Origin of the sequence: Streptomyces silaceus, assembly GCF_001419745.1 — a bacterium.
Taxonomy (GTDB): Bacteria; Actinomycetota; Actinomycetes; order Streptomycetales; family Streptomycetaceae; genus Streptomyces; species Streptomyces silaceus.
The window spans coordinates 3,621-4,041 of the sequence record NZ_LIRJ01000245.1; the positions used below are offsets into that span (position 1 = coordinate 3,621).

Annotated in this window: 1 pseudogene; it reads left to right on the plus strand. The window is 76.5% G+C overall.

The window, feature by feature from the left end:
• A pseudogene (locus tag AOK22_RS22925) lies at positions 1-421 on the plus strand (serpin family protein); the annotation flags it as partial.

A 421-nucleotide genomic window follows, 5' to 3' on the forward strand; every position in this document is an offset into this window, starting at 1 on the left:
GCGGTGACGGCGGGGGCGCGGGCCCTGGCGGGCACGGACGCGGTGGGGGTCGCCACGCGCGTGTGGAGCCGGGTTCCGGTCCACCGGGCGTATCAGGAGGCGCTGCCGGACATCGGCTTCGGTCCGATGGATCCGGACGCGGCGGGTGCGGCGGACGCGTGGGTGCGGGAGGCCACGGACGGGATGATCGAGCGTCTCCCCGTGGTCATCACCCCGGACACGCTGCTCCTTGTGGTCAACGCGCTCGCCCTGAAGGCGCGTTGGGAGGACCCCTTCGAGGGGGCGGGCACGCGCGACGCCGACTTCACGGACACGGCGGGGGCCGTCCATCGGGTGCCGACGATGCACCGGGCGGTCCCGGTGGGGGACGCGTGGGCGGTGGACGGTCTGGGGAGCGGCTCCTCGGCGGCGCGGGCCCGGG